Genomic DNA, 18,504 nt, shown 5'->3' on the forward strand with positions numbered 1-18,504 from the left:
ATTGATGAATAAAACTGAGTTAATTGAGCAAGTCCGAGACAAGTCTGGACTGACGAAGGCGCAATCAACCGAGGCGGTCACCGCTGTTTTTTCGAGTATTATCGACTCATTGGGGAAAAAAGAGCCGGTGCAAATCATCAGATTTGCGACTTTTAAAGTCAGTCATCGCAGTGAGCGAATGTCTCGTCATCCCAAAACGGGTGAAAAAATCAAAACCCCTGCTCGTGAAGTCCCTGTTTTTTCTGCGGGGAAAAGGCTGAAAGCCTCGGTTCATTTACAATCGCCCAAAGAAACTCAAGTGGCTAAAAAATCAAAAAGCGGAGCGAAGAAAAAGTCATCGGTTTGATCAGAGAATAAAAGTTGAAGCCTCAGGGAAGATTTTTAATTTTCCTCTGTTTTTAGCTAGGTTTCTTTCATCTTCCCTTCTCAACGAGCTTATTTTCTGAGGCTATGAAAGAAATCCTGTGCTTCTTAACAGAAGTGGGCTAGTGAAGAGCGCCCACAAAATAAACCTTCCTTGACTCTTTTTTATTCTTCGCTGAATTTTAAGCCTTGAAAGACCCTGTCGCTTAATTCAAATGGGATCCTGTTTTTTTAAAGCGGATGGCTAATCAAGTAATTTGTTTAAACTGTCTTCAGAAAGACCGGTATACATTTTAACCTGTTTGAAAGAAAAGCCATTATTTAAGAGATTTTTAGCAATTTCTTCTCTACCCTCTTCTCTACCTTCTTCTCTACCTTCTTCTCTACCTTCTTCTCTACCTTCTTCTCTACCTTCTTCTCTGCCTTCTCTTTTGAGTTCTTCTGCTATCGTCATCACATTCTCCCGTTGAGTGGTTGAAGAAAGAGCGTCAAAAAACAACATACGATCTGCCGTTTCTCCTTCTTGAAACAAATAATACAACAAACTTTTAAAGAGTTCATCGTTTAACGGAAAAAGCTTATCTAGACGAATAAGATAAGGCGCTATTTCCATCATGTCACGGGTATGAACCATTTTTTGACTCATTTCAAGCCAGGAAATGATCCCGTGCTTCATAATTTCTTCTTCAGGAAGCATGGTAACATCTACCAATGGAAAAGGTTGTGAGTCTAATATCCTCGCGAGTTCTTTTTCGCAAAAGCAATCCCGCCAATCCATGCTATGCGGGTAAGGACTCTTCTGCCCGTGATAGAACAGGACAGGCAAGACCAAAGGTAAGGTGTCGTGACCTTGGTCAAGGTGTTGCTGCATCACCGCCAAGCTGTATTTTTTCATTCTAAAAGCCATCATTTTATCGTCGGTGCTTTGATGCTCGACTACACAGTACAAATATCCCTCCTTTCCCGTGCTGGTTTCAAACGAATAGACCATATCGGAATGAGATTGCTTTAAACTTTTATCAATAAAAGATCCCGGCACCATTTTTAACGAAGGAAAAGAAACGATTTTTAAAATAGAAGAGGGTAGATGGATTTCAAAAAAATTGCGTGCGAGGGCGATATCCCCGAAAAATTTTTTGAACAAACGATCGTGCGGTGTAGAAATTTTCATAAAATAAACGCTCTTTTTTTAAAAAAAATTCATTGAATTAATGGCCTCATCTTTCACAAGGCATCCCCTCTCTATTTTTGTCTCATTGATTCACCCCACACTCATTTCAGTAAAACGTCGCTTCTTCACAGCAGGTCATTTGTTTGCACGTTGTTTTTAAATGACAGGCCCCCTGAGATTTTTTGTCTAAAGGGACGAGCTGCCCTTTACTTTTCTTTATTTTTCTTCATGTTCAGGGTGGTATTCTTTCTGGTTCAGGAAGCGCCCAGACTCCCCTCTTTTTTGATTTTGCTTCAGCCTCTAATAAGAGCCGGCGTGGGTCTGTGCCGTATTGCCGATATATCCAGGCAGACCTTGTTTCACCCTCTCTGCGTTCATCCACAAATCGCCAAAATAAAGATGAGCTACGTATCTTCCATCACGGTCTTTTTGTGGTGACTGAGCCGTGATTTTTTCATTTAACACCCCATCAGTCCTGTTTTTTTCATCATTTCCTTTTGAGTCACCATTGAAACTCGATGATAAAAGAAGTACTCCCCTTTTTCTTGTTAAAGATGTTAGTTTTGCGATCTGTCTCCCAAAAAAATTAACAGGTCCCAAATGACGTTCAAAAAAACGTCTTTGAAAGAAAGTCCCTTAAAAAAATGAATATTAAAATTTTTTACGCCAAAAGTACCCATAAAAAGTAGGTAAATATAAAAACGGGATATTCAATCCTTTTCAATCGATGTTTTTTTTCAAGTCATTGAGTGCAATCTCTTTCGGTTCTTTTTCCATTGTGTATTGGCCCTGGGTCTTTTTTAAGGCGTGCCGTGCGGCTTCAAACAATAATATTCCGCGTTCTTCGGGTGTGTAGGAGAGGTCATTTCTGTTGTCCAAGTTTAAGGCCAATGTGGCGACCGACATTAAAGTTTTGTCTTCCATTCGGGCCTTTTTTTGGGGCGGTTGTTCGAGTTTTTTCAAAATCCCATTGACCTCTTGTTTAAAAGCGGCGCCTTGGTGTCGCAATTCAGGAACAACCTCACATAATGCGTCGAAATCAGGGCGTTTGAGCTCTATAAACCGGTTAATCCGCAGGGGGAGTTTTGAGGACAATTTTTCCTCATCTGGAATAAAAATCGCGGCACTTCTTACCACGGCATCCTGAAATACGATGACGCCCTCCCCCTTGTTGAGGGCTTTGAGTTCCGTGAGTTCAATGTTATCGCGTTCACGAATGTGATGGGTATCGGCGTCTTCATACCGACTGCCACTGAGACTGCCTTTACGCTTAACGGAAGACAGCTCGCTGTAATACCCTTTTCCTGCGGCAGAACGAATCAGATTAAAGGTGTCCTGGGCATCCTCTAAGGCCATAAACCATTTGGTCCGCTGATTGGCGCTCACCGTCAAAAATTCGCGCATCGATTTGTCCATCATGGATTGCACATCCTGTGCGGCTATCATGAGCATGTATTGCAAAGAGCGCATTTGAGCGGCTGTTTTGTCAAGACCTGAGGCAAAATAAGCGCCCAATTCGTCAAAAATAATCGGGTAAGGAAATTTTTGAGCAAATTTTTGGCTGAGTAGCACGTCCTCTCTTTTTCCTTCTAACTGTCCGCCTAAATCTTGACTGAGCGTGTGCGACGTGAAAGTTGCACCACAGAAGTCCCTTGAAAAAGGGTAAGGTTGATCCGAAACCTTATTGCCACTTACTCGGTGCAAGAGGAGTAATTCTCTTGTGCTAAGCGAGAATGAAAGCCTAACTAAAGTATTAAGCTGAATAAGAAATAGGGGCAAGGCAAAACTGAAATGGGTTGAATAAAGTGAATCTCCGTTATTAAAATGTCGTAAGCAAGTAAAACACGAAATCAGATGTGACGTGTTATGGGGAAGTTTAACGACAGTTAGAAACGGGTAAAGAAGAGTGTTCGTTCTTTACGACGGATCCCGTTCCCCGGCATAGAGGAGGCAGCCCACTCAATGTATCTTCATGGTGTGAAACACGGTAACCCCATTAATCTTTTAGTGTTGATGTAAATACTAAGAGACAGTGGGCATAAGACGTTCCAAAAAGCGAAGGCAATCAGCCGAAAGGCAACTGGAAATCATAACAGGATTGATAGAGGTAATTACTTTACTCTGAAAAGAGGCTGACGTGGAACGGGTGACTTACCCATATAATCCTTTACCAAGGTTATGAATTGATTTAGAAGAGTTAGATGCCTATGGCAAACGTAATAAATCAAAACTATGAACAACAACTGGAATGGCATGCTATTAACTGGCGTGTTGTGACAGCCATGATTAATAATCTAAGGCAAAGAATATATAGGGCTTCAGCAACAGGTGACTTAAAGAAAGTCAGAAATCTGCAAAAACTCATGATGAAATCAAGAGCTAACCATCTTCTGGCTATCAGGAAAGTCACTCAGGTCAATCGGGGAAAACACACGGCTGGAGTAGATAATCAGGTAATTAATGACCATAAAGGACGAGAACATCTTTATAAGTTATTAAGCCAAACAACTTCAGAAAAGGTTTATCCAGTAAAACGAGTTTACATAGCAAAAAAGAATGGAAAAAAACGCCCTCTTGGGATCCCAACCATTCTCGACCGCTGTAGACAAGCGATAGTTAAATCGGCGCTGGAACCTTATTGGGAAGCAAAATTTGAACCAGTCAGCTACGGATTTAGACCGGGGCGAAGTGCCCATGACGCAATACAAAAAATTTTCTGTATTGCCAGAGCACGAGGGACACGGCACTGGGTACTAGATGCAGATATTAAAGGCGCATTTGACAACATTGACCATAATTTTCTCATAAAAAAAATCGGGGGATTCCCCGAAAGAAACATGATTAAACAATGGTTACAAGCCGGTGTGCTGGAACATGGCAACTATATACCCAATGTTGCAGGTACTCCGCAAGGCGGGATTATCAGTCCACTACTGGCCAATATTGCACTCCACGGAATGGAGACCTTACTGGGTATTCAATACTGGAAAAACGGCACGCCAAAACAAGGGCAACCTTATGCAGTAGTTCGTTATGCGGATGATTTTGTCGTATTCGGTAAATCCCGTGAAGAGTGCGAAACTGCCAAAATAAAGTTGCAAATTTGGTTAGCTCAGAGAGGGTTAGCTCTTTCTGAAGAAAAAACCAGTATCAAACACTTGAAGGAAGGATTCGACTTCCTGGGATTTAATATACGACATTATGACAATCGCCACAGAAAACGGGGATATATATTGTTAACGAAGCCCTCAAAGGAGTCGATGAAAAGGTACAAACAGCAAATGAGAATGACCTGGAAAGGTATTATCGGTATGCCGACACAAGAAGGAATAAGACAACTGAATGCCAAGATAATAGGATGGTGTAATTACTATCGTATTGGTGCTTCAAAAAGAACATTCAGTGCATTAGACCAATGGATGTGGATCCGCCAACGTAGATATTTGTATCGACGTCATCCCAATAAACACTGGTGGTGGCGAAGAAAACACTACTTAGGCAAGATACCAGGTAGAGAAGACTATTCAGTATTTATGGATAAATCAACCGGTGGATTTCTTTGGAAGCATGCATGGACAAAAATACAGCGTCATTGGCTAGTTCCAAAAAATGCTTCCCCCGACAATCCGGAATTGCGTGACTATTGGCGTAATAGGCAGGCACGTAAACAGCCTTTTATTTACGGTGTCAAAGTTAACCTCTATAAGCGACAGAAAGGTTATTGTCCTCTCTGTGATCAAGAGTTGGACAATGGTGAACAATTGCATGTTCATCATATTCAGCCTAAAGCTGAAGGGGGTGACAACAAGCTGGCTAATCTAAGATTGTTACATGCTAATTGCCACAGACAATTACATAGCAAAAAAGGAAAAATGTTGAAGTGAGTAAGTTGCGTGAGCCGTATGCGGGGTAACTCGCACGTACGGTTCTTGAGGGAGTGGGCACTTGCGGCCTGCTTACCTAATCATTCGAAGCCCTGAAATATACAGTTTTCCGAGGGTCGCCGCTTCTGAGTTCGATAACTCCAAGGCCGGAATTAACACCACGAGAATGCGGTCGTTATGCAATACATCTTTTAAATCGATGTCGCCTGCACCCTGTGGGAACACCTGTCCGTAAATATCATTAAACAGGCTGAGCATCCGTGTGAACTGCTGTATTAGAAATCCGTGTTGTTCCCAGACCGTTTTCGACCATTCCAAGGGGCTGTCGATGAGGGCCATATCAAACCCTGCGAGCGTGTTCAGATAATGTTCGAGCGGTTTGTAGCCTTCTTCATGCCAGCCGTTCTCTTTGGCTTCTTGATAGAGTGTGACTATTTTTCGAAGGGGTAAATAGTCTTGTATGACCCTTTGTGAGAGGAATAATCCGTCTTTTTCTCTTTTGTAGCACAGGGCGTAAATCAAGGCGGCTATCATGGCTTTGGCTTTTTCCTGCCAGCCATTTTCATTGCTGCCGACCTTGGGCAGCAGGCTGTCCATCAGCTGGATGATGAAGGTTTCGGAGGCATTCGCAAAGAGATTGATGGAATTAGACTGGGGGCGTGATTGGTCGCCCTTCACCAAATTTGAAAATTTGCTGTTGCCCGCGGTCAAAAAGTTGAGGACATAAACATCATCTTCCCGCCCAAAACGCCGTGCCAGTGACCAGACGGCAAAGGCCAGTCTGTTTTCCGCTTTCCCATCGGATAAGCACATCCCTCGACCCCAGCAGAGGGCATTGAGATAGACAGACAGGATGGCTTCTGTTTTTCCTGCGCCGGTAGTGGCAATGAGTTGAATATGGCGTAAGGCGTCATCGAGATTGAGCCAGAGTTCACGCGCCAATGATTTTCCGCGGGCGTAACCTAGGCACAGTATGCCGGCAGCTTGTTCACAATGGCGGGTGCGCGTGATAAAGGAAAACAGTCCTGCCCCCCCCTTTCGGGCTTTAAAGCCTTCCCGCTCTGTCGTCAAATCAGGGCCTCCGATGTCGGTCGGGAGCCGTATGGGCATTCGAAACGGCCTGTCACAAAAAATAATCAACAAGATCACGCAAGCCGGTAATCCAATAAGCAAAGTCACCGGCCAGACGCACCCTACGACGAGCGCGATCAAGAACCCCCATTGTACGCCGGTGGGAGAGAGTACAGTATCGGTTAAGCTGGGATTAAAAACAGGGCGATTAATTCGATGGGGATCGAGAGAAGAGGGGCGTTTATTCATCTTTTTTCTCCTGCGGCTCGGCGTTCATAAAAGAAGAGAAAGTGTCCTCGTTTTTGAGCGCGCTGAGTGGAATGGGGCGCCCATCATCTGAAATCAGCTGAGGTGTGCCCCTAAAGCCATAGGCAGAAAAGGCTTTGTTGTTCACAGCCAAGGCTTTTTCGCCGATGTCACAGGAAGCAGAGGGGGTTAAGGGGGGATCATCAAATAATGAATGCCACAATGCTTTTCGATGCTCTGGTGAAGCACAGAGCACAGGGATCACTTGATCTGCGGTGGCTTTTTTTCCTATCAGGCTGACCGGAAAAAGGTCAATATTGACCTTTTTGCCGATGGCCTCCAAGGTGGGTTCGAGGTCCCTGCAATGGGGGCAAAGAGGATCTGAAAACACGTATATCGTCCGAGAATGACCTGTGGTCAATGGCACCGTAAAGATTTTCCGTTGAGCGGCGTCGCGTAAATTGTGGGCTAATGTCGTCAATGCGGGGGAGGGCTCTTGCATCAGACCTTTTTCGATGGCGTTTTCCTCGGGTAAGAGGGGCGCTGAGGCGGAGTCTGCTCTGGCGAGGGGGATGTCGTCTGTTGTGTGAGTTTCAGATAATAATCCGTGGCTGCCAATGGCCAGTAATGCCAAAAAACCCAGGCCGAAAAAGAGGTTTCGCCAGAACAATTTTGTTTTTTGCCGCCGAACCAGGGCCTCTGTCAGCGCATTGAGAAGATGTTGTGCCTTATCCGGCGACTCACTGTCACTGAAGAGAACGAGGTCTTTTTGATGTTTTTGTCGGAAAATCAGACTATTTTGGCGGATAAAAAAATGGGGTTCCTTCCCAAGACTGCATGTAAAAAGCACCGATCCACGGTCAGCATCATCGATGCGAGTCGTCATCAGGTTGCCTATGAGGTGTGTGAAAAATGGTTTTGAGTGCATCAAGTCCCCCCGTGAGAGAATATTTTTTAATTTAAAAATGGATGAGTGAGAGGGTATTTCGTGGGTGTTTTGTGACTATTTTTTAATCCGATCATCGATCACTTTTCCGATGTGGATTAAATCCTTTTCCAATCCTTGTACGGCATACCTCAGCACAGGAGAGGGTAAGGTGACTTTATGTTTAGCCGCTTCTTGTTCCCACTGCATCTGAGTGACGATACCCGCACCTTCTATAAAGGGTTTCGGGCGATCAGATGAACACAGGGCATACCAAAGCGGCCGATCCAGCCCCTTTAGCCAACGAAATCGCGCCGTCGGTAAGTGCAAGTCATTGGCATGTAATGCGGAGAGAGCGGTTCGAGCATAGGGGTGTTTTTTTATCCAGTTTTTTGCGTCTGGATGACCCGAGACTTTTTTAAAGGCCTTGTGGGCTATTGAGAAGACGGGGGTGCCTATTTGGCCCTTATCGCGACGGCTTTTGATCAAACAAGAGCGATTGAGGGTATCGAGCAGTTTTTGTGCCTCTTGACGGTCATTGAAAAAAAATGGCCATCCAAAAATGGCCCATAAGGCCCGTTCATAGGCATTGAACTCAGAGAGTTGGGTGATTTTTCGTCCCAGTTGTTGCGTAAAAACGACCTGGGCCTTTTCATGGTCAAGACGCTGGTTGAGAACCAGGTGATGTTTGTGAGCAAATTCTTCGGGAGAAAGTGCGCTTTGGTGCTCGGGCGGATTGGTATTTAAGAGTTGAGTTTTTCTATCGCCGTAACACAGGGCCGGAATCACAGAGGGAGAAAACCTTGCCATGATTTTTGGGAGGCTGTGAATACTGATTTCCCGTCTGGTTTTATTTGCGGGATGGGTTAAGGTGACATGGATAGCCAGAAGACAGAGCGGTATTAAAAAGAGCAGTACTATGCCCGCCGTTTGGTTCATGACAGCCAGCCAGTGCAGGATGGTCACGTTGTCGGCCCTGTTGGCCGTGTGAGCCAATAAGTTCATCCGCGGCGCGGCAAAAGAATGCATCAAAGGCACATCACAGGCTCGCCAAAGGTGATAGAGCGCGGCACAACTCCAATAAATCACCTCCTCTAAAAAGAACCAAAAAATGACAGAGACGCCTATGAAGGCACTGAGTAAAAGAAATCCGTCATTTTCAGGGGGAGAAAATCGATGTTTGTCCATGATGCTCCTTTGTTTTAAATGAAAGAGAGTACAAATTAAGTATTAATTTGTTATCGTTTCATCAGTGAGTTAAAATAAACTCTGTCTGAGTGAAGATGATGAAGGAGAGAAAGATGCAAAACACCATGTCACAAAAAAAAGCGCGTGAAGGGTTAGGGGCTCCTGAACTGTTTCAGGGCGGAGTATTTGTGACCAAAAATGGGGTGGCCGAGCTTTTTGTTCAGCCTGCTTCGGAGAGGGTGGCTGAGTTGGCTGAAAGAGAAAAAGAACGGCAAGCAAATAGCCTGTTTAAATTAGTGATGATGGCAAGGCAAGACATCGATACTGGTGATATCATGCCCCCAGAAAAGGCGATTGAACGATTACGGGCCGACAGAAAATAATGAGGACGTACTGTGTTAACAGTTTATGTGACTGAATCGGCTTTCAGATGCCTTTCTGATATTGAAGCATTTAAAATGGAATCGATGGGTATTATGGGTATTAAGGAAGCCGCCCATTTTATTGAAGCGCTGTTACTCGATGCGGTCAAGTATTTACAGGAAGCGCCTGAACGTTACCGATTTAATCCTGTTTTAGCTGATTTTGGTTTAAGAGTGAGAGAGCGCCACGACCAAAAAAGAGGGTATAGGATTTTGTATGAAATCAGGGAACACTCTATTTATATCTTGCTTATTCTTCATAAGCGTCAGGACTTATTAACAGCACTCTATCGCCACCAAATGCTAAAGTGATGACATATCAAGTCTGAAGACATCAGCAGGGCAACATCTTAAAGCCCATTTTCTTTGAGAGATGTTTCGTACTGTCTTCCACGTACCCCGGGAAATGATAAGGGTAGTGGTAATTTTGGTTTCGCATCACACACAGCTTTTCATACAGTAGCCAAGCGTTGTTGTTTTGAATATCAATAAACGGGACTTCGGTTGAGTTGAGATACAGTCTGAGTTTATTGTTGCCGGTTAATTCGCATTGACGCCAGTTACTGACATTAAACCCAAAAATATCGATTTCTTTTTTGTTGAATAAACGGATATACAACATAGTGCCGCGTTTAGGGTCAATCCCAAAATAGGCGCTGGAATGCATTTCACGAATTTCATTTTCTGGGGCGGGGTCGTAACTTTCGTCGCTTTTAATGACGGAAAGGATTTTAGCCATGTGGCGGCGTTTGTTGATGTAACTAAGAATGCACCAAGTTAGAGGGATAACGAGAGCTGCTAAAGATAAATTTGCATATAATATATCTCGATCTCTCCAAGGATTTGATATATCACTTGCCATCCAACTTGACATAGCGCCTACAAACAGGAAGAAGGGAATTCCTGCCAATATATAAAAAGCCATAGAAAGAAAAGCCAAAGCTCCACCGACAGNTTTTTTATTTCGCATGGTTGACCTCCTCATTTGTATTCATTAATTATAGCATTAACTCTTTGAGTTTTTAATCAAAACACTTAATTTATTTAATGCCATCTTCTTGATCATGGGCAGTAGGTTTAGGCACGAGTTTCTTTGGTGAGGGCGCTGTTTTTGCACCACTGCCAAAGTTAGCAAACATCCCCTTAATGGATTCGTTCATGCCTCCCAACATACTGGCCCCTTCACGACCTCCTAACCAAGAAATCACGTAATCGGGCATGCTGACCTGCAAGCTGAATGCACTGGAGACAAGGGTGGTGCAAATTCGCGCATAAATCATCAAAACGCCCACAATACTGATTAAACCGGTGATGGAATCGGCTTGTACATTGGCGAGTGCTGAAGCAAATAAAGTATTAAGTAATGTGCCTACTGCCACCACGACCAGACTGGCAAAGAGGAAGCCAAAGACCATCAACATAGGGCGCAACATGACATCAATTAAAAACACATAACCATAGGCGGAGCGGCTTCCTCTGTCTTCCTCACCTCCTAAATGGGTAGCAGCCCATAATGAGCCTGCCGTTGCGCCAATCAGTACGCCCACAATCCAGTTAGTGGCGGCACTGATCCAGTAAATAAAGGGAATAAACGGTAAATAGACTGATAAACTAAAACCGATACTTAACAGTATGAACACCAAAAAATAGACGATGGGTCCTATCGCTTGAAGCAAGCTATCCGCCACATCTCCAGCCCCTGTAATGATATTAATCACATTGCCTGCCAAATTACCTTTACCCCAAGCGGTGAATAATTTAGCACCAGTATAGGCACCAAATATGGATGTAGCACCGCCTAACGTATAATCCCCAATCGCCTTCATTTTTAAAAGTGGATTCATTTGATTGTTTGAATCATTTTTTGAATCGAAATTTGTGTTCACTATTTGTCTTATCGTAGCTTGCCCCCAAGAGCTTGTTAAACCTATTAATAAAGACGAGGCATCTGAAGCCTCACTGACTTTCTGACTATCTTTACTACTCTGTGTGCCTAATGGCGCTGTATAAGTACTGTTCTGAATTTGAGCCCGGTAAGCGACCGTCAATTTTTCGTGATAAGAGCCTACGCCTATCTCACCTAATTTCGACATTCCTGTCACAGTAGGACGCATATTGACGACGGCGTTGGTTTTATTATTCGCGGTGGCAAAGGTTTGATACCAGCTTCCCAATGCCAGCCAACCGTACTGTCTGAGCTGAGCGGCGACCACATCCTGTAATTGGGTTTCATGATTCATTGCGCGGACTTCCTGTCTGATGTGGTCCTCATATTCTCGGGCCGCTTTCTGGATTTGACTTTCCACATCCTCTATTTTCCCTGTGCCGGTGTCGAGTTTTTTCTTAAATTGCTGCACAAACTCATAAGCCGCTTTTGAAAGCTGATTTTGCATGCGATTAAGCGATTGATTTTGTGCCAGGACTAACGGCGCGGTGTTCACGGGCACGCTAAAAAGCGGTGTCCAGTGCGTATTTTTTGGGGTCACAGGGAGGCGGGCCGAGCCACATTGCGCGCTGCCATTGCTGATGATAAAGCCTTCTGGAAGGGTTTTGATGCGCATATAAGGCGTCCCTTTTGCTGGGCCGCTTTCACTGTACATCCTGTGAAGTTCCTCATTGATGCCATACATACACAGGTTCATTTCAAAGATGGCCCGAGAAGCGGTGAGCGTTTGCGGCGCAATGGGTTGCATCACCAGGGAATGCCCTCCTTGAAGCAAAGTCGCCGCTTTATCGGTGATGAGATTAGCCGAACCCACCCCCATGATGGAAGCGGCCCAGAGCACAATCAGCTGTGAGAGTGACCAGCCTGAAGAAGTCGGCACCAGACTGAGAAAACCGAGCAAGACAGTCACAGGATAAAGAGGGCTTCTGCCGCTTCTGAAGACTTGACCTTGATGACCGGCTTGCACCATTTGACGCAAAGTGACGGTAATAAACCAAAAGAGGGCAATGGTGGCAATCAGGCTGTTAAAGACAAAAAAAAGTTCCCCAATCATCGTGGTGTGTGTCGGATGTAAGGGGTTATTCACGATATCCCCAAAAATCATCACTAACATTTGCCGGGATAAATCGCCACTGCGCTTTGCTGCGTCAGATAAGTGTTGAAAATTGACCTCTTCGGCAAAAATTTGCGGGGAACAAACTATCAGTGAAAAGACACTGACGAGACGGAGTCCCTTTTTCATTTTAATGATTCCAAATAAGCGGTGTAAGTGGATGTACTGAACTCATTAAATGAGTCAATGAGATGAAAAAAAGGCGTGATTTTGGGTATTCGTGAACCCCTTCAGCGCTTTATGTTCAGGGTTTTTTTGATCCACGCCGTTTCTTCTAAAAAAGCCCGAAATTCTCCCCGTTCTTCTTTTGAGACGCGTTTTTCCCGTAACTGCCAGAGGCGGTATTCGCAGATAAGGGCCCGCACAAATCCCAATGCTGAGACAGCCATACCAATCAGGGCAAAAAAGCTGGCCTTTATCCATATCATCATAGGTAGCGTGTGAGCATTGAATAACAGCGCCCCCATCAGGAGCACTAACAGCCCCATCGGGAGGATAAAAACACAAACCCACCGATATTTTGAGGCGCGATACTGTTGTTGGAGTTGAGCCGGCGTGAAACCACTGTCCCGGACGGCGTCTTGCCAGGACAGGGATAGGGTCACCTGTTTGTTTTCTGATTTTTGGGGATACAGCCCCTGTATTCGGTTCATCAGTGTCATCCAAGGTCGGATTGACACCTGTGCGATACGACGCGTTTCCGACAATGGCAATAAGATATTCAAAAAATAAGTGCTGGCTTTGAGCCCGCGTTTTAACCGGCTGTCGGGTTTATTCATTTCGACTCACTCCTGCGCTGATGTGTTGGCGTTTTTGGTGCAATAAAGGCCGAAATTCCTGTACTGCCTGAAGGCCCAGTTGCTGACCCTGGAGAATATTGCCCTCCTGAAGCTGTTGTTTGATGCCGAGCAACAGCCAGTTTTGAAGGTTCTGGATGCGTATCGATTCACGTATCAAATTATCCCCTGACATCGATTGCAGGTCGGTCAGGTAGTCTGTATTGGCGTAACGCCGCCCGACTTCAAAAAACTCGAATTCTCTTTGAGAGAGGTTTTGAGTTCTTTTGGCTTCCGGTGAGGCCTGTTGCTCAAAATACGCGGCCGCCGAAGGGGTTTGCAGGGTTTCTCTTAACACCGCTCGGGTCTGTGGACTGGCCTGACTGGCGGCAATGAGGGCGCGTTGCGGATGGCTGGCCGCAGAGACGATGGCCTGGTATTGATGGAGGAGTCCCTGATATTGCTGACCCGAAGCCGTGTTGAGTTCGCCTTTTTTGAGGGGGTCTCCGGCCGATCTCTGGGCGGTATTTTTCAGGTACATCATGGCCGCATCCGTCTGTGCCTGAGTCAAGGTGAGGGCAGGGTCGCTGCCCACTTTGCCCGCCCCCGAGAGCACGGAGCGTAATTCGATATCGCCATTGGGCAGCTCGGAGATTTTTTGACATAGAGGCGCACCGCCGGAAGCGGCATATTCTTCTGCACTGCAATAGTCGGCATGGATTTTGGCGGCGCGAAACTGTTCCTGCTCTACAGGCTCTGCTGAGGTTTTGATGGCCGTTTGAATATGTCGATGAGCCATCCCGTTTCCTTTCGCCAGATGGCTTTGTGTGGCCGTCGCGTTTGCAGCGACTTGAGTGGCCATCCCTGAGGCCGATTCACTGCAAATACTCTTGGGGACGGTATAACTGCGACGGGCGGCTTCGAGCCGCTGCGTTTTTCGAATAAAGGTGTCCTGATCCCGCTGATTTTTGGCCGTTTCTGCCAGCATGGAAGCCAATTTATTGCTGTTTTGATTGATGGCGGTGCCAATCTGAAATTCGGTGGCGGCGATTTGCGCTAACGTGGCATTGATGGCTGAGAGCGCAGGGACCACTTGGGTGCTGATGGGGAGACTGTGCGTCACTTCGACCGGCATGGCCAAGGCATGGCCAGCTAAGAGTAAGGTGCCGGTCAGGAATATTTTTTTCATGGGATGGGCTTCCTTTTACCATCGGGAGCCTCTGCTGGACATCAGCTCATCGGCCAGTTGTCGAATGATGTTGGTGCTCTCTTGTTCTCCCGCCTGTTTTTGTCGGTGTTCGATGATTTTTTCTGCACTGCCTGTGGGAAAATGTTCCGCTAAAATATTTCGAGCCGTGCGGCCATCGAGTTGTTCGTACAACCTGTTTCTCAGGGCACTGTCTTTGGGGGTGGAATTGAGCGCCCAGAGTTCTCTGGGCCCCACGGTGTTTTTCAGAATGTGCACAATGCGGCCTATTTTGGTGCGAAAGACGGCCAAAAAGCAGGTGCCGCTGCCATCGGGGGCGGCCCCTTTGCTCAGGCTCATAAAACGCCGGAGGGTGGCCGCGGGCACCTGAAAATGCTCGGTGAGTATTTTGGCGTCTTCGGGCCTCACGCGCATCAGATACAGAGAGTTCGCCGATTTGAGTAAATCCGGCGGAAAATCGCTCAGATATTGGGAAGAGAGCAGGGTTCGGATCCCAAATTTTCGTTGTTCCCGGTCCTGGGTTTCCAGCGCGCTAAAAATGAAAGGGACTTTTCGGGCATTGTGCAATTCATCGTACACCTTGGTTTTCATTTCTTGATCAAGTTGTTCTAACCGAGCCAGATGAAAATTTCTATAGCGCGGATCGATTTTGGCCAAGAGCTCTTCCCGATGTTGAGGCAAACTATACTCTCCGCCCGCCACCTGTCCTGCAAACAGATAGAGGATCCCCGTGCGTAATTGCCCTTCATTCGTGTTATCCCCCATCACGTTATTGAGATCGAGGGCGATCACCCGCGTATTGGGATCGAGTGAAAACTTCGTGCGTCCTGCCAGCAGGCGATATTCTGTGCTGGCCTGGGTCAGGCACCGTGAAAGGGTTTTAAGCAACTTTTCCTGCGATCCGTCTCGATGAATATCCCCAAAGGCATGACGGACATCTTCGTGATTGAGGGCACTTTGCAAGTCCGTCAGCTCTGGGACGGCCTGGTATTGCGCCAGGGTGGCCTCCTTGATATGACCTGTTTCAAACAACCTGTCTCTGACCTCATACCAGGAAAAACTCTCCCATTCTTCAGGGGAGTCGATCTCTGATAGTGCGGTATCTACTTCAGGCACCAAAGTCGGGGCATATCGGATCGGGTTTTTTTCTGCATTGTTGCGATACACCTCATCAATCACGCGGCTTAAAATCTGCTGGGTGTCTTTGGCATTAGGGGGATGGCCTGTCGTAGGATCGGTACACAGGGCGGTACACAGCTGGATCAGCCAACTTCGCTCTGTGGTTAATGGGAATCGGGCCCCCAGCTGGATATCAAAAGGATTGCGGCACTGCTGGTCGTCATTTTGTAAAACGATCCCGATCACTTCATTTCGGCGCTCCGGTGGCAGGGCATCCCGGATCAATCGGATGAGACCTTGCGCGCTGTAGCCTTTGTCGATGATGCTCAAAAAAGGCAACTGGCTCTGTCCATGGCTGATCACCACTTCGTTGAGGACATTGAGTAAGACCGATTTACCAGATCCGGGTTCTCCCGTCACCATTTCTGTACATTTTTCTTGAAGAGCGCTCCCCAGCCGCACAGGAAAGGGTTTCCCATCGATGGTTTGAAAGACCACACTGGCTTCATTGGGCCAGGGTGTGGCAGGCCGGTTCAACGGCATCATGGCCAGTGCCGCCGACAAGGGCGGAAAAAGCAAATGCACCCCACCGGCAGAAGAAGCGGCTAAAATAGTAGACGTCCAAGCCCGTAGGGGATCCCCAAAAGTTCGAGTGACCTCGCAGACGCCCCAGGATTGGACCGCTTTTTGGAGCATGGTGAGGTTTCTTTTGACGCCCTGGGGATCATCCGCCCAGGTACTGGCTGTGATGGTCATCACACAGGTCGGATCTCGCTCATTATTTTTCGCCAGCCACTGGACAGAATCATAGAGTGGGCGCAATGAGGGGATCACGGAGAGAAACTCTAAGGCAGTGCGNTTTTTTCCTAACACGTCATGGCCGCAGGGCATCAGATCCCATCGTATCCGAAAGGGGACTTTGCGATGAATTTTGTGAAAAAGTTGGGTGAAGGTTTCCGGTTTTTGGGGCCCCAGGGTTAAGGCCAGGCTGCTGTGCCAAAGCCCGTCGATTTCAACCAAAGCTCCGTGGGTGTTCACTTCTTGTGAAAACAGCTGAAAATTTAAGTAAGGCGGCACCATGGTACTGTGATCGTCGCCTTTGGGTCTCCCATGGGGAAACAGGAGATCTCCGGGCAAGAGAGGTTGCCAGTCACGGGATGTGCCATGGCGATCCGTTTCTTCCCGGATATGGAATCCCACTTCATGGGCTTCCATCAATCTCAGTAAAACGCCTTGACCGTCCGTCGAAAAATCCTGTTCTATTTTACTCAGGAGGGCATCATGCCGAATTTTAAGTCCTTCCAGACGCAAATGTTCGGGATCTTGTCCAAAACGCGCGACAGGGGCCCCATTGAGTCGTGTTTGAAGGCGTTGTTGCTCTTCTTTAAGCTCTGAGGCCGGCAATACTGTACGCCCTGTATACACCACCATAAAAGCGCGTTCCCGTGCCATAAAGGGCACCGAGTGTTCTATTTTTTCTTGCAAAATATCTTCGAGAGCGAGGCCACAACGTCGGATGGCACGACATTGGGGGGCCATCAGCTGAGTTAATTCTTCTCTGGCTTTATGGGGATCGCGCTCAAAGACAAAGCTGAGTTTATGGCCCCAACTTTTAAAATCGCTGGCCAGCGCTGTATGTAATCGCGCAATATAATCCCGAAAAGACTCTGGGTCTTCTTTTTGAACCCGCTCGTTAAAGGTGTCTTTTTCATCGAACTCACAAAAAGCCCCCTGTATCTCGAAGACACTGGCGTAATCGCCTGTGTGGGTGACAAAAATGTAAGGGGCTTGCAAGGCAGGTCGAAGCATTTTGTCTTCTTCTGTTAAACCAATCACGGTACGCAGATCACAATAAGCAGTGAAATCTTTCCCTAAGGTGTAGCGAGAGACGGCGGCGAGTGCAGATTCAATCTGTGTGAGGATTTTTTCAATCATGGTGATAATCCAATCAGAGATAATAAAATTCATTGTTTCGTGTAGCGATACGAGATACTATATAAATATGATAATTAGTTTCCGACACAAGGGCCTTGAGACGTTTTATCGTACGGGTTCAACCAGAGGTATACAGGCCAAGCATGCTGTTAAGTTGAATCGCCTCTTAGCTTCCCTGGACGCGGCTAGCCTGCCAAAAGAATTGAGTTATCCAGGCTACAAACTGCATTCACTGCAAGGGACGTTGAAAGGATATTGGTCTGTATGGGTGAGTGGTCATTGGCGGCTCACCTTCCGTTTTGTTCATGGTGATGTAGAGCTTATTGATTATCTTGACTATCACTAAAAGAGGAGAGTTTTATGATGAAAAATCATCCCCATCCTGGTGAGATACTGCGTGAAGACGTGTTATTACCACTTGGCATCGAAGTCACTGAAGCCGCTAAACGGTTAGGTATAGCGCGGACGACTTTGTCGAGAGTGATTCACGGTCATGCGGGTATCAGTCCTGATTTGGCGATCAGATTAGAGCTTGCTGGTGTGGGCACGGCCCGTTTTTGGATGACACTCCAAACTAATTTTGAGCTATCTCAATCAAGAACTCGCATTCAGCCTAAAGTCATTCCTTTACAATCGAACGTAGCTTAAGGATGACCTTGAAAACAGAAATTATCTAAAAGTAAAATCACTGTAATCTATCGTGGCTCAGAAAACCTTGATAGATCTCAGCCCATTGTCTTGTGTCGGATTCAATCCCCTGTTCAGCAAAGAACCCCTTCCCTATGAATTTTTTGGGGGGCAGTATCAGGGCCAGATGTCGCCATCGATGTTGATACTGCGCGCGTTGTTCCTCACTCGCTTGCTGGAGCGCTTGCGCAAAGGCTTTTGGCTGCGAAGTGCCCCAACATGCCTCCACCTCTTTTTTATGCTCTGCCAGCCAATTCATCACCGATTTGCCTGCCTCACGATAAACGGGGTCTGGGGATTGCAGCGCAAAAAAAGCGGCCCGCTGCAAGTGATTGACGTCTTCAGGCTTCATTTCGGGTAGATAAGCGACAAAGCCTTCGTCAACTTTAAGAGAATCCAGGTTTTGCCATGCTTCGCATAAAGGATCGACCCACCTGAGAGGGTCTTTATC

At 46.4% G+C, this 18,504-nt stretch carries 17 protein-coding genes; 6 read left to right on the forward strand and 11 right to left on the reverse strand.

What is annotated here, in order from left to right; all coding sequences use genetic code 11:
• Nucleotides 1-4: 4 nt before the first annotated feature.
• Nucleotides 5-346, forward strand: coding sequence for an HU family DNA-binding protein (locus HDEF_RS10600; RefSeq protein WP_012738250.1), 342 nt, complete (start codon nucleotides 5-7; stop codon nucleotides 344-346).
• Nucleotides 347-607: 261 nt separating this feature from the next.
• On the opposite strand, the gene HDEF_RS10605 is transcribed toward HDEF_RS10600, so the two are convergent.
• From HDEF_RS10605 to HDEF_RS10615, 3 genes are all read right to left on the reverse strand, one after another.
• A complete protein-coding gene (locus HDEF_RS10605; RefSeq protein ID WP_012738251.1) occupies nucleotides 608-1,534 on the reverse strand; it encodes an Rpn family recombination-promoting nuclease/putative transposase in 927 nt (308 codons plus the stop codon).
• A 300-nt stretch (nucleotides 1,535-1,834) separates the two neighbouring features.
• A complete protein-coding gene (locus HDEF_RS13940) occupies nucleotides 1,835-2,134 on the reverse strand; it encodes a hypothetical protein (protein WP_048901593.1) in 300 nt (99 codons plus the stop codon).
• A gap of 120 nt (nucleotides 2,135-2,254) precedes the next feature.
• Nucleotides 2,255-3,238: a type IV secretory system conjugative DNA transfer family protein gene (locus tag HDEF_RS10615; protein ID WP_238526193.1), complete on the reverse strand. Its 984-nt coding sequence runs from the start codon at nucleotides 3,236-3,238 to the stop codon at nucleotides 2,255-2,257.
• Nucleotides 3,239-3,735: 497 nt separating this feature from the next.
• Between HDEF_RS10615 and ltrA the strand changes: the two genes are divergently transcribed.
• Complete coding sequence (gene ltrA / locus HDEF_RS10620) at nucleotides 3,736-5,418, forward strand: group II intron reverse transcriptase/maturase (RefSeq protein WP_012738021.1); 1,683 nt, start codon at nucleotides 3,736-3,738, stop codon at nucleotides 5,416-5,418.
• A 72-nt stretch (nucleotides 5,419-5,490) separates the two neighbouring features.
• Here the strand turns inward: ltrA and HDEF_RS10625 are convergent, their stop codons facing one another.
• The 3 genes from HDEF_RS10625 to HDEF_RS10635 all read right to left on the reverse strand — a co-directional run bounded on the left by HDEF_RS10625 (nucleotide 5,491) and on the right by HDEF_RS10635 (nucleotide 8,848).
• Nucleotides 5,491-6,738, reverse strand: coding sequence for a type IV secretory system conjugative DNA transfer family protein (locus HDEF_RS10625; RefSeq protein ID WP_238526195.1), 1,248 nt, complete (start codon nucleotides 6,736-6,738; stop codon nucleotides 5,491-5,493).
• Nucleotides 6,731-7,621 carry a DsbC family protein gene (locus HDEF_RS10630; protein WP_238526197.1) on the reverse strand — a complete coding sequence of 297 codons (891 nt, stop codon included), beginning with the start codon at nucleotides 7,619-7,621 and terminating at the stop codon, nucleotides 6,731-6,733. Before HDEF_RS10630 ends, HDEF_RS10625 begins: the two co-directional genes overlap by 8 nt.
• A gap of 117 nt (nucleotides 7,622-7,738) precedes the next feature.
• Entirely contained in the window at nucleotides 7,739-8,848 is a 1,110-nt protein-coding gene (locus HDEF_RS10635; protein ID WP_012738254.1) for a secretion/conjugation apparatus DotM-related subunit, read from the reverse strand.
• Between the two features lie 113 nt (nucleotides 8,849-8,961).
• Between HDEF_RS10635 and HDEF_RS10640 the strand changes: the two genes are divergently transcribed.
• Entirely contained in the window at nucleotides 8,962-9,231 is a 270-nt protein-coding gene (locus HDEF_RS10640) for a hypothetical protein (protein WP_044612608.1), read from the forward strand.
• Between the two features lie 12 nt (nucleotides 9,232-9,243).
• Nucleotides 9,244-9,582 carry a type II toxin-antitoxin system RelE/ParE family toxin gene (locus HDEF_RS10645; protein WP_044612609.1) on the forward strand — a complete coding sequence of 113 codons (339 nt, stop codon included), beginning with the start codon at nucleotides 9,244-9,246 and terminating at the stop codon, nucleotides 9,580-9,582.
• Nucleotides 9,583-9,604: 22 nt separating this feature from the next.
• Here HDEF_RS10645 and excA read toward each other — a convergent pair whose 3' ends face one another.
• From excA to HDEF_RS10670, 5 genes are all read right to left on the reverse strand, one after another.
• Entirely contained in the window at nucleotides 9,605-10,255 is a 651-nt protein-coding gene (gene excA / locus HDEF_RS10650; RefSeq protein WP_012738257.1) for a plasmid IncI1-type surface exclusion protein ExcA, read from the reverse strand.
• Nucleotides 10,256-10,310: 55 nt separating this feature from the next.
• Nucleotides 10,311-12,458: a DotA/TraY family protein gene (locus HDEF_RS10655; RefSeq protein WP_012738258.1), complete on the reverse strand. Its 2,148-nt coding sequence runs from the start codon at nucleotides 12,456-12,458 to the stop codon at nucleotides 10,311-10,313.
• Between the two features lie 101 nt (nucleotides 12,459-12,559).
• Nucleotides 12,560-13,108 (reverse strand): conjugal transfer protein TraX, encoded by a 549-nt coding sequence (gene traX, locus HDEF_RS10660; protein ID WP_015873073.1) that lies wholly within the window; start codon nucleotides 13,106-13,108, stop codon nucleotides 12,560-12,562.
• Nucleotides 13,101-14,294, reverse strand: a complete 1,194-nt coding sequence (gene traW, locus HDEF_RS10665; RefSeq protein WP_015873074.1) for a conjugal transfer protein TraW — start codon at nucleotides 14,292-14,294, stop codon at nucleotides 13,101-13,103. Before traW ends, traX begins: the two co-directional genes overlap by 8 nt.
• Before the next feature lie 15 nt (nucleotides 14,295-14,309).
• The gene (locus HDEF_RS10670) at nucleotides 14,310-17,366 is read right to left on the reverse strand and encodes an ATP-binding protein (RefSeq protein WP_044612611.1); all 3,057 of its coding nucleotides are present in this window, start codon (nucleotides 17,364-17,366) and stop codon (nucleotides 14,310-14,312) included.
• Between the two features lie 67 nt (nucleotides 17,367-17,433).
• Here HDEF_RS10670 and HDEF_RS10675 point away from each other — a divergent pair, with 67 nt between their 5' ends.
• Together HDEF_RS10675 and HDEF_RS10680 are read left to right on the forward strand one after the other, a co-directional pair.
• Nucleotides 17,434-17,712, forward strand: coding sequence for a type II toxin-antitoxin system RelE/ParE family toxin (locus HDEF_RS10675; protein ID WP_044612616.1), 279 nt, complete (start codon nucleotides 17,434-17,436; stop codon nucleotides 17,710-17,712).
• Nucleotides 17,713-17,726: 14 nt separating this feature from the next.
• Entirely contained in the window at nucleotides 17,727-18,014 is a 288-nt protein-coding gene (locus HDEF_RS10680; protein ID WP_015873077.1) for a HigA family addiction module antitoxin, read from the forward strand.
• The last annotated feature ends 490 nt before the right edge of the window (nucleotides 18,015-18,504 follow it).

Source organism: Candidatus Hamiltonella defensa 5AT (Acyrthosiphon pisum) (assembly GCF_000021705.1).
Lineage (GTDB): Bacteria > Pseudomonadota > Gammaproteobacteria > Enterobacterales > Enterobacteriaceae > Hamiltonella > Hamiltonella defendens.

Bases quoted from the DNA above. Each gene is read 5' to 3' on its own strand.
- HDEF_RS10600 (WP_012738250.1), top strand. From the start codon at position 5: ATGAATAAAACTGAGTTAATTGAGCAAGTCCGAGACAAGTCTGGACTG.
- HDEF_RS10605 (WP_012738251.1), bottom strand. From the start codon at position 1,534: ATGAAAATTTCTACACCGCACGATCGTTTGTTCAAAAAATTTTTCGGG.
- ltrA (WP_012738021.1), top strand. From the start codon at position 3,736: ATGCCTATGGCAAACGTAATAAATCAAAACTATGAACAACAACTGGAA.
- HDEF_RS10625 (WP_238526195.1), bottom strand. From the start codon at position 6,738: ATGAATAAACGCCCCTCTTCTCTCGATCCCCATCGAATTAATCGCCCT.
- HDEF_RS10630 (WP_238526197.1), bottom strand. From the start codon at position 7,621: ATGACGACTCGCATCGATGATGCTGACCGTGGATCGGTGCTTTTTACA.
- HDEF_RS10635 (WP_012738254.1), bottom strand. From the start codon at position 8,848: ATGGACAAACATCGATTTTCTCCCCCTGAAAATGACGGATTTCTTTTA.
- HDEF_RS10640 (WP_044612608.1), top strand. From the start codon at position 8,962: ATGCAAAACACCATGTCACAAAAAAAAGCGCGTGAAGGGTTAGGGGCT.
- HDEF_RS10655 (WP_012738258.1), bottom strand. From the start codon at position 12,458: ATGAAAAAGGGACTCCGTCTCGTCAGTGTCTTTTCACTGATAGTTTGT.
- traX (WP_015873073.1), bottom strand. From the start codon at position 13,108: ATGAATAAACCCGACAGCCGGTTAAAACGCGGGCTCAAAGCCAGCACT.
- traW (WP_015873074.1), bottom strand. From the start codon at position 14,294: ATGAAAAAAATATTCCTGACCGGCACCTTACTCTTAGCTGGCCATGCC.
- HDEF_RS10675 (WP_044612616.1), top strand. From the start codon at position 17,434: ATGATAATTAGTTTCCGACACAAGGGCCTTGAGACGTTTTATCGTACG.
- HDEF_RS10680 (WP_015873077.1), top strand. From the start codon at position 17,727: ATGATGAAAAATCATCCCCATCCTGGTGAGATACTGCGTGAAGACGTG.